Source organism: Pseudomonas sp. 31 R 17 (assembly GCF_900004915.1).
Classification (GTDB): Bacteria; Pseudomonadota; Gammaproteobacteria; order Pseudomonadales; family Pseudomonadaceae; genus Aquipseudomonas; species Aquipseudomonas orientalis_A.
The window spans coordinates 1-9,382 of sequence record NZ_CVTN01000064.1 but is presented as its reverse complement, the minus strand read 5'-3'; the positions used below and the strand labels follow the sequence as shown (position 1 = coordinate 9,382).

The following is a 9,382-nucleotide window of genomic DNA, read 5'->3' as shown; positions in this document are numbered from 1 at the left end:
CCTGCCGGGTTGCCCACGGATTCAAGCCTGCGTTCGGCCAGCGTGGTTTAACGGGGCGCCTGAGATCAAGATCAAAAGCAGATCAAGATCAAGGTCAAGAGCGACTCGCTTCGCATCGTGGTTACGGTTGGGCGCTACAGAATTGTGTAGATACCTATGCCCCGGTAGCGGTGCATCAGCCCCGGATTCATTGGCTGACAGCCTGCAATCGGGGGCAAGCCCCCTCCCACATTGAAGCTGTGTTGCGCCTTAGAAGAGGTCGATTGGCGCGCCTTCATCCGCCGGCAGCGGGCTGCCCGGTACGGCGCCGTTGCCCAGCTCGTTGACCGACGGCGGCGTGTCTTCGCTCTTGAACAGTTCGAAGTACGCGTTCGGCGTGCTTGGCGAGGCCGCGCGGCCACTCACCGGGTCGATGCGCAGGCTGAGGATGCCTTCCGGTTCCGGCTGGGTGTGCAGCGGCTTGTCCTTCAAGGCGGCACCCATGTAACTCATCCAGATCGGCAGCGCCACGGTGCCGCCGAATTCGCGACGGCCCAGGCTTTCCGGCTGGTCGTAACCGGTCCATACGGTGGTCACGTAGTCACCGTTGTAGCCGGAGAACCAGGCATCCTTGGATTCGTTGGTGGTACCGGTCTTGCCCGCGATGTCCGCACGGCCCAGGGCCAATGCACGTCGGCCGGTGCCCTTCTTGATCACGTCCTGCAGGATGCTGTTGAGGATATAGGTGGTGCGGCCATCCACGATGCGTTCAGCCACCGCCGGTGCCTGTGGCTCGCCCGGCGCTTGAGCGTTTGCGGCAGGCGTCGTCCCTGGCGTCGGCTCAATGGTGATGCCGCCGTTACTCGGCGCGGCGAGACCATCGGTTGCCGCCACGCCATTGACCACATCGCCGGGTACCCGCGGCGGGTTGGCGGTGAACAGTGTGTCGCCATTGCGGCTTTCGATCTTGTCGATCAGGTACGGCGAGATCTTGTAGCCGCCGTTGGCAAAGGTGCTCCAGCCGGTGGCAATTTCCATCGGCGTGAGGGTCGCGGTGCCCAGGGCCAGGGACAGGTTCGGCGGCAGGTCAGACTTGGCGAAACCAAAGCGGGTCATGTAGTCGATGGTCTTGCCCACGCCCATCGCCTGCAGCAGGCGGATCGACACCAGGTTGCGCGACTTGTACAGCGCCTCGCGAATGCGGATCGGGCCGAGGAAGGTGTTGGTGTCGTTCTTCGGGCGCCAGACCTTGTCCAGGTACTCATCGACGAACACAATCGGCGCATCGTTGACCAGGCTGGCGGCGGTGTAGCCGTTATCCAGCGCGGCGCTGTAGACGAACGGCTTGAAGCTCGAGCCCGGCTGGCGCTTGGCCTGGGTGGCGCGGTTGTAGTTGCTCTGCTCGAAGGCGAAGCCGCCGACCAGGGCGCGGATCGCACCATTTTGCGGGTCCAGGGACACCAGGGCGCCCTGGGCGACCGGTACCTGGCTGAATTTCAGGCTGTCATCGGCCTGGCGTTGCACGCGGATCAAATCACCCACCTGCGCCACGTCGGACGGCTGCTTGGGCATCGGGCCCATGCTGTTGGTATTCAGGAATGGACGTGCCCATTTCATGCTGTCCCACGCCACATGCGCTTCGCCGCTGCGGGTCAGTACCTGCACGCCATCTTTCTTGACCTGGGTGACGATGGCCGGCTCCAGGCCACTGATCGGACGTTGCTTGCCCAGTTCGGTGGTCCAGGCGCTCAGGGTCTTGCCCGGCAGGCGCGATTCAGGGCCGCGATAGCCGTGGCGCTGGTCATAGGTGATCAGGCCATCGTGCAGCGAATGGTTGGCAATTTCCTGCAAGTTGCTCGGAACGGTGGTGGTTACGCGGAAACCTTCGGTGTAGGCCTCGCTGCCATACCGGCCAACCATTTCCGCACGGGCCATTTCGGCGATATACGGCGCATTCACTTCCGGCGTCGGCACGTGATAGCTGGCGTTCAGTGGTTCGGCCACGGCACTTTCGTAAGCCGTCTGGTCGATCTTGCCGAGCTTGTACATGCGCCCCAGGATCCAGTCGCGACGCTCCTTGCTGCGCGCCGGATTGGCCAGCGGGTTGAAGCGCGACGGCGCCTTGGGCAGGCCGGCAATCATCGCCATTTGCGCAAGGCTCGCATCCCGAATCGACTTGCCGTAGTACACCTGGGACGCCGCCTCGATGCCGTAGGCACGGTTGCCCAGGTAAATCTTGTTGACGTACAGCTCGAGGATTTCGTCCTTGGTCAACTGGCGTTCGATCTGCAGCGCCAGCAGGATCTCGGTGGCTTTGCGCGAAAAACTGCGCTCGCTGGTGAGGAAGAAGTTCTTCGCCACCTGCATGGTGATGGTGCTGCCGCCGGATTGAATGTGTCCGCTTTTTACCAATTGCGTGGCTGCACGGACCAGGCTGCTGGGGTCGACGCCGTAGTGGTTGGCGAAATTATCGTCTTCAGCCGACAGCAATGCGTTGATGAAATTGGGCGGAATGTCGGCGAAACGGATCGGTGTACGGCGCATTTCGCCGAACTCCGCGATCAGTTTTTCATCGCTGCTGTAGACCCGCAAAGGAATCTGCAACTGGATACTTCTGAGGGCCTCTACCGACGGCAAACCCGGACTAAGGTAGAGGTAGGCCCCGCTGAGTACGAGCAGCAGCCCGCAGACGATCGCGACAATGGAGTACCCGAAAAACTTCAGCAGACGAATCAAGGCTTTTGGATTTCCAGAGAAAAGAAAGAGTTACGCGTCGGGGCATGCATGGCGAACGATGGATCGACCCGGGCGGCAGATAAAAAGCGGGAAAAAACGCTGGGCATTAAAGCATTTTCGCCTCCGGGCGTCATTCGCACGGCTCAAACAAGTCGACCGAATGCACGGCCCGGAGGCAATCAGGCGGTAAGACAGGCAAAGCTTTAGGGAGTTTTATGGGAAAGGGATTTTTCAGGCGAAAACACGCCATCGTTCTCGGCGTCGACATCAATGACCGAGGTATCAAGCTGATCGAGCTGGGCCGTTCGGCGCAGGGTTTCAGCATTCAGGGCTACGCCGCGCAGGGGTTGCCGGCGCATGCGGTGGTCGATGGCACCGTGCTCGACCTTGAAGGGGCCGGGCGGGCGCTGCAGCAGGCATTATCGCGGCTGCACAGTCGCGCCAGGCACGCAGCCGTGGCCGTCTCGGGCCCGTCGGTGATTACGCGGGTGATCGAAATGGACGCAGGCCTCAGCGATGAAGAGAGGGCCTGGCAGATACACATGGAGGCTGACCAATACATTCCTTATCCTCTGGACGAAGTTGCCATCGATTTTCAGGTACGCGGCCCGTCGTCCCAGGGCGCCGGGCGGGTGCAGGTCATGTTGGCGGCTTGCCTGCGCGAACAGGTCGAGGCGCGCGAGGCGGTCCTGGGCCTGGCCGGGCTGGTGACACGGGTGGTGGATGTCGAAGCATTTGCATTGGAGCGCGCTTGCCGTCAGGATTTTGCCAGCTTCACGCCAGGTCATCGAGTCGATGGCGCACAATGGGCCGCCGATGCCCACGGGATGGGAGTGGCTTGCGGGTTGGCCCTGAGGAGTTTCGCTGGATGACACGAATCAATCTTTTGCCTTGGCGCCAACTGCTGGCCGAGCGGCGCCGCAAGTATTTGCTGGTGCTTTTGCTGGCGTTTGCCTGCCTGGCGCTCGCGGCGGTGTGGCTGGCCGATCAAGTGATCGACCAGGCGATAGACCGGCAGGTCACCCGCAACGTGCGCCTGGACGGGAATGTCGCCGCGCATGACTCACGAATCAAGACCATCGACGACCTGCAGGAGCGAAGCCAGCAATTGGCGCAGCGCATGAAGGTGATGCAGGACCTGCACGACGCTCGCTCCTCCGGCGCTCGGCTGTTCGATCAGCTGGCGCGCACGATGCCCGATGGCGTTCATCTGCATGAGGTGGTCGCCAACGGCGATACGCTCAGCATCCGCGGCAGTGCCGACAGCAACCAGGATATCGCCCAGTTGATGCGTCGGCTGGAGGCGTCGCAAGGCGGCCATTCGGCGCGGCTCGAGCGTGTTCAGGCAGAGGGTGAGCGCGGCGCTCATCAGTTTCAGTTGATGGTGCGCCAGGGGGAAACCATCGAGGCGCAACCATGAGCCTGCCCGGGCTCGACTTTTCCGCACTCACCTACAACGCTGCAAAATGGCCCTGGCCCGGAAAGGTGCTGCTTGGCTGCACCCTGGGCGGCCTGGTGCTGTTGATAGCGGAGGTGTCATACCTGGGCGCTTCGCGAGCGCGATTGCACGGGTTGGAGGCGCGCGAGCAGGTGCTGCGCGGGCAGCTTGAACAGAGCGCTGGTGTGGCCGCAGACCTTGAGGCGCACACCGAGCGCGTCAGGGTGATGGAAGACATCGTCGCGGATCTTCAAGGGCAACTGTCCGGTGACGCTGCAGTGCCGGACTTGCTTGAAGACATCGCTCGGCTGGCGGTTGCCAAGGGCGTATGGGTCGAGGGCGTCGAGGTGATGGACGAGGCGTCGCAGCCGTTCCATGTCGAACAACCCTTGAAGGTTGGCGTTACAGGGGGTTATCACGACCTGGCGGCGTTCGTCAGCGCCCTGGGTAGTTTGCAGCGCGTCGTCACGGTGCATGACCTGGCGTTGCGCTCGGAAGGGGCTTTGTTGCGCCTGGAGCTGCTGATCAAGGCCTATCGAGGCGTTTTCCAGGGGGGCAAGGCATCACAGGCGGGCGTCCCGGCTCCGCGTTTTGTGTACGACGCGACCTCCCTGCGCGACCCGTTTCAACTGACCGCCTTGCAGCCGGACCATACGCCTGGGCGGCCCGCCCCTGCTCCGGATCTCACACGGCCGCGCGGGCTGCTGGAGGGCATCGCAATCGACCAGTTCGACATGGTCGGTACGTTATCCGGCGGCGGGCAGAGCTTTGCGTTGCTGCGTGCCGGATCAACGGTGCATCGGCTGGCGGTCGGCGACTACCTCGGTCCGGATCATGGTCAGGTCACGGCCATCCAGGACGGCCATGTGGAGCTGGTCGAGCGCTTTCCCGATGAACAGGGCCTCTGGCTGGAGCGCCCACGAACGCTGGTGTTGAACGTCAACTCATAACGGAATCAAACAATGAAAAGGATTTTCTTGTCCTTCGGCGTGGCGCTATGGATAGCGTTCACGGTGCCGATGGCTGCTGCTGTGCCCAATCGCGTCGACCTTATCCATCTGCCGCCGCCCGAAAGCGCATCGTCGGCCGGCTACACAGGCGACACACTGAACCTTAATTTCCAGAACATCGATTTGCGCGCGGCATTGCAGCAAATCGCCGATGTCGCCGGCCTGAACCTGGTGGCCGCAGACGAGGTGCAGGGTTCGATCACCCTGCGGCTCAAGGACGTGCCCTGGGACCAGGCGCTGGACCTGGTGTTGCAAGCCAAGGGGTTGGACAAGCGGGTCAAGGCCGGCGTCTTGCTGGTGGCCCCCGCCGACGAATTGGCCGCACGCGAACTGCTGACGCTGGAGGCGCGCAAGCAGATGGCTGAACTGGCGCCGTTGCGCCGGGAGTTGCTGCAGGTCAATTACGCCAAGGCGGCGGACCTGGCCAAGCTGTTCCAGTCCATGGCCGGCTTTGAAGGCGCGACCGACGAACGCGGTTCGGTGGCGGTGGACGACCGCACCAACAATATCATCGCCTACCAGACCGCAGAGCGGCTGCAAGAGCTGCGGCGGATCGTGGCGCAGCTGGACGTCCCGGTGCGCCAGGTGATGATCGAGGCGCGCATTGTCGAGGCCAATGTCGATTACGACAAAAGCCTGGGCGTGCGCTGGGGTGGGCGGCTCAATCGCGGCAATTGGGGCGCCGGCGGTATTTCCAGGCCCGTGGCGGATGGTGCGCAGCCACCGCCGGACCCACCCAGTTCACCCTTTGTCGATTTGGGTTCGCTGACCGGCACATCGGGCCTGGGGCTGGCGTTTATTACCGACAACCTGCTGCTGGACCTTGAGCTGACCGCCATGGAAAAGTCCGGCAACGGCGAAATCGTCTCACAGCCCAAGGTGGTCACCTCGGACAAGGAAACCGCGCGCATTCTCAAGGGCACCGAGATTCCCTATCAGGAATCCACGTCCCAGGGCGCCACCTCGGTGTCCTTCAAGGAAGCTTCGCTGTCGTTGGAGGTCACGCCGCAGATCACCCCTGACGATCATGTGATCATGGTGGTCAAAGTCACCAAGGACGAACCCGACTATTTGAACAAACTCAACGACGTGCCGCCGATCAAGAAAAACGAGGTCAATGCCAAGGTCCTGGTCAAGGATGGCGAGACCATTGTCATCGGCGGGGTTTTCTCCAATACCCAGAGCAAAGTGCTAGATAAAGTGCCATTTTTGGGCGATGTGCCGTATCTTGGCCGCCTTTTCCGGCGCGATGTGCGGTCGGAGAAAAAATCCGAGCTGCTGGTATTCCTGACTCCGCGTATCATGAATAACCAGGCGATTGCTGTGAGTCGTTGATTCTGTGCGAAATTTGATTCTTGTAGGGCCGATGGGGGCTGGAAAAAGCACCATCGGCCGTTTGCTGGCCAAAGAGCTGCGCCTGCCGTTCAAAGATTCCGATAAGGAAATTGAATTGCGCACGGGTGCCAATATCCCATGGATCTTCGATAAGGAAGGCGAACTGGGCTTTCGCGACCGCGAGCAGGCAATGATTGCCGAGCTGTGCGGCTGCGATGGCGTGGTATTGGCCACCGGCGGAGGCGCAGTGATGCGTGATGAGAATCGCCGCGCCCTGCATGCCGGTGGTCGGGTGGTGTATCTGCATGCCTCGGTCGAGCAGCAGGTGGGCCGCACGGCTCGTGATCGCAATCGCCCATTGCTGCGCACGGCCAACCCGGAAAAAACCCTGCGGGACCTGCTTGCGCTGCGCGATCCGCTGTATCGGGAGATCGCCGATCTGGTGGTGGAAACCGATGAACGGCCGCCCCGAATGGTGGTACTCGATATTCTTGAGCGCCTGCAACGGCTGGCACCCCGTTAAAGCCTGGCCGCAAATGCGCTATTCTCGGCGGCGCGTCATGACCTTGCGGGGCATGGCATAGAGCCATCAGGCAGCGTCTGATCCAGGCGTTACCGGTCGTCACACTCTCTTCAACGCGGGGACACATGCAGACACTTAAGGTCGATCTAGGCGAGCGCAGCTACCCGATCCATATTGGCGAAGGTCTGTTGGACCTGCCCGAATTGCTCGCACCGCATATTGCCGGTCGGCAGGTGGCGATCATCTCCAACGAAACGGTGGCGCCGCTGTATCTGGAGCGTCTGAGCCGCAGCCTGGCGGCGTATTCGGTGATCTCGGTAATCCTGCCCGACGGCGAAGCCCACAAGAACTGGGAAACCCTGCAGCTGATTTTCGATGGCCTGCTGCGCGCACGGCATGACCGCCGCACCACCGTGGTCGCCCTGGGCGGCGGTGTGATCGGCGACATGGCCGGCTTCGCGGCCGCCTGTTACCAGCGTGGCGTGGACTTTATCCAGGTGCCGACCACGCTGTTGTCCCAGGTCGATTCGTCGGTGGGCGGCAAGACCGGCATCAACCATCCGCTGGGCAAGAACATGGTCGGCGCGTTCTATCAGCCGCAGGCCGTGCTGATCGACACGGCCACCCTCAACACCTTGCCACCCCGCGAGCTGTCGGCGGGCCTGGCGGAAGTGATCAAGTACGGGCTGATCTGCGACGAGCCCTTCCTGACCTGGCTGGAAGAACACATGGACGCCCTGCGCGCCCTCGACCAGGTGGCACTCACCGAGGCAATTTCCCGCTCCTGCGCAGCCAAGGCGCTGGTGGTCAATGCCGACGAACGGGAGTCCGGTGTACGGGCTACCCTGAACCTGGGTCATACCTTCGGCCATGCGATCGAAACCCACATGGGCTATGGTGTGTGGCTGCATGGGGAAGCCGTCGCGGCTGGCACTGTGATGGCATTGGAGATGTCGCAGCGCCTGGGCTGGATCAGCGCCCAGGAGCGTGATCGCGGGATCCGTCTGTTCCAGCGCGCCGGCTTGCCGGTGATTCCGCCGTCCGAGATGACCGAAGCGGATTTCCTGGAGCACATGGCAATAGACAAGAAAGTGATCGACGGTCGGCTGCGGCTGGTGCTGTTGCGCCACATGGGCGAAGCGGTGGTGACCGACGATTATCCGAAAGAGATTTTACAGGCCACGCTGGGAGCGGATTACCGCGCCCTGGCCCAGCTTAAAGGTTAATAAGATCGCGATGACTAGTTTGCATGCCGACGAGGCGTTCCTCGGCCATTATCACTTGAGCCACGACCCTTTCGCTCCACGGGTGCCTGGTTTCAAATTCTTCCCTGCCCAGCGCAAGCCGGTACTGGGGCAATTGCACCACCTCGCGCGCTACAGCCAGTTGCTGCTGGTGGTCACGGGGCCGTTGGGCAGCGGCAAGACATTGCTGCGCCAGGCGCTGGTCGCCAGCACCAACAAGCAATCGGTGCAGAGCGTCGTGGTCTCGGCCCGTGGCGCCGGTGATGCGGCCGGCGTGCTGCGCCAGGTGGCGCAGGCGCTGGACGTCGCCAACGCCGAGCCGAACGCGATCCTCAAGCAGGTGGTGCAGCTGGGCCTGACCGGCCAGGAAGTCTATTTGCTGGTGGATGACGCCGAGCAACTCGACGAGTCCGCCCTGGAAGCATTGCTGGCGCTGGCGGCGGGTACGCCGGAAGGTCGTCCCCATGTGTTCCTGTTCGGTGAGTCGTCGCTGATCGCCGATCTGGAACAGATCAGCGGTGAGCAAGAGCTGTTTCACGTCATCGAATTGCAGCCCTACGAAGAAGAAGAGACCCGCGAATACCTGGCTCAGCGCCTCGAAGGTGCAGGGGCCGGTATCGAACTTTTCTCCGCTGCGCAGATCTCTGATATTCACGAAAGCTCCGATGGCTGGCCTGGCAACATCAATCAGGTTGCCCGCGATGCAATGATCGAAGCCATGATTGCCAGCCGCTCTGCGGTCAAGCGTCCAAAGATGGGGTTCACTATGCCTAAGAAGCACGTATTGGCTATTTCCGCCGTTGTCGTGGTCGCCGTTGCCGCCGCCTGGTTGATTCCAGGCCGCAGCAAGGCGCCGACCACTGCTGGCGCGCCAACCGAACAGGCGCAGTTGCCACTGGGCAAGCCCACGCCAAATGTCGAATTCGCCAACTCCGGCCAACCGACCAACCTGCCGATGGTCGGCCAACCGGTCATGCGCGGCCCACTGGCCGAGGAAGCCGGTGGCATCTCCGAAGGCGACGACGGTGTGCCGGTGGAAGGCTCCAGCGCCACGCCGCCAACCGTGACGACCACCGCACCGCCTGCGGGCGTACCGGCTGGCACCCCAGCCACCCCA

At 62.4% G+C, this 9,382-nt stretch carries 8 protein-coding genes; 7 read left to right on the top strand and 1 reads right to left on the bottom strand.

Annotation, left to right across the window (positions count from 1 at the left end):
• Nucleotides 1-249: 249 nt before the first annotated feature.
• Nucleotides 250-2,712, bottom strand: a complete 2,463-nt coding sequence (locus BFP89_RS11900; protein WP_370671215.1) for a penicillin-binding protein 1A — start codon at nt 2,710-2,712, stop codon at nt 250-252.
• 218 nt (nt 2,713-2,930) lie between these two features.
• Here BFP89_RS11900 and pilM point away from each other — a divergent pair, with 218 nt between their 5' ends.
• From pilM to BFP89_RS11865, 7 genes are all read left to right on the top strand, one after another.
• Nucleotides 2,931-3,587: a type IV pilus biogenesis protein PilM gene (pilM, locus tag BFP89_RS11895; RefSeq protein ID WP_065885701.1), complete on the top strand. Its 657-nt coding sequence runs from the start codon at nt 2,931-2,933 to the stop codon at nt 3,585-3,587.
• Nucleotides 3,584-4,135 carry a PilN domain-containing protein gene (locus BFP89_RS11890; protein ID WP_065885700.1) on the top strand — a complete coding sequence of 184 codons (552 nt, stop codon included), beginning with the start codon at nt 3,584-3,586 and terminating at the stop codon, nt 4,133-4,135. The genes pilM and BFP89_RS11890 overlap by 4 nt, the downstream gene beginning before the upstream one ends.
• Nucleotides 4,132-5,103 carry a pilus assembly protein PilP gene (locus BFP89_RS11885; RefSeq protein WP_065885699.1) on the top strand — a complete coding sequence of 324 codons (972 nt, stop codon included), beginning with the start codon at nt 4,132-4,134 and terminating at the stop codon, nt 5,101-5,103. The genes BFP89_RS11890 and BFP89_RS11885 overlap by 4 nt, the downstream gene beginning before the upstream one ends.
• Nucleotides 5,104-5,172: 69 nt before the next feature.
• Nucleotides 5,173-6,498: a type IV pilus secretin PilQ gene (locus BFP89_RS11880; protein WP_065885768.1), complete on the top strand. Its 1,326-nt coding sequence runs from the start codon at nt 5,173-5,175 to the stop codon at nt 6,496-6,498.
• A 4-nt stretch (nt 6,499-6,502) separates the two neighbouring features.
• Nucleotides 6,503-7,021 (top strand): shikimate kinase AroK, encoded by a 519-nt coding sequence (gene aroK, locus BFP89_RS11875; protein WP_065885698.1) that lies wholly within the window; start codon nt 6,503-6,505, stop codon nt 7,019-7,021.
• 125 nt (nt 7,022-7,146) lie between these two features.
• A complete protein-coding gene (aroB, locus tag BFP89_RS11870; protein ID WP_065885697.1) occupies nt 7,147-8,247 on the top strand; it encodes a 3-dehydroquinate synthase in 1,101 nt (366 codons plus the stop codon).
• A 10-nt stretch (nt 8,248-8,257) separates the two neighbouring features.
• Nucleotides 8,258-9,382 (top strand): AAA family ATPase (locus BFP89_RS11865; protein ID WP_065885696.1); only part of this gene is annotated, 1,125 nt, incomplete at its 3' end.

Coding starts and splice junctions, on each gene's coding strand:
- pilM (WP_065885701.1), top strand. CDS start 2,931: ATGGGAAAGGGATTTTTCAGGCGAAAACACGCCATCGTTCTCGGCGTC.
- BFP89_RS11885 (WP_065885699.1), top strand. CDS start 4,132: ATGAGCCTGCCCGGGCTCGACTTTTCCGCACTCACCTACAACGCTGCA.
- aroB (WP_065885697.1), top strand. CDS start 7,147: ATGCAGACACTTAAGGTCGATCTAGGCGAGCGCAGCTACCCGATCCAT.
- BFP89_RS11890 (WP_065885700.1), top strand. CDS start 3,584: ATGACACGAATCAATCTTTTGCCTTGGCGCCAACTGCTGGCCGAGCGG.
- BFP89_RS11880 (WP_065885768.1), top strand. CDS start 5,173: ATGGCTGCTGCTGTGCCCAATCGCGTCGACCTTATCCATCTGCCGCCG.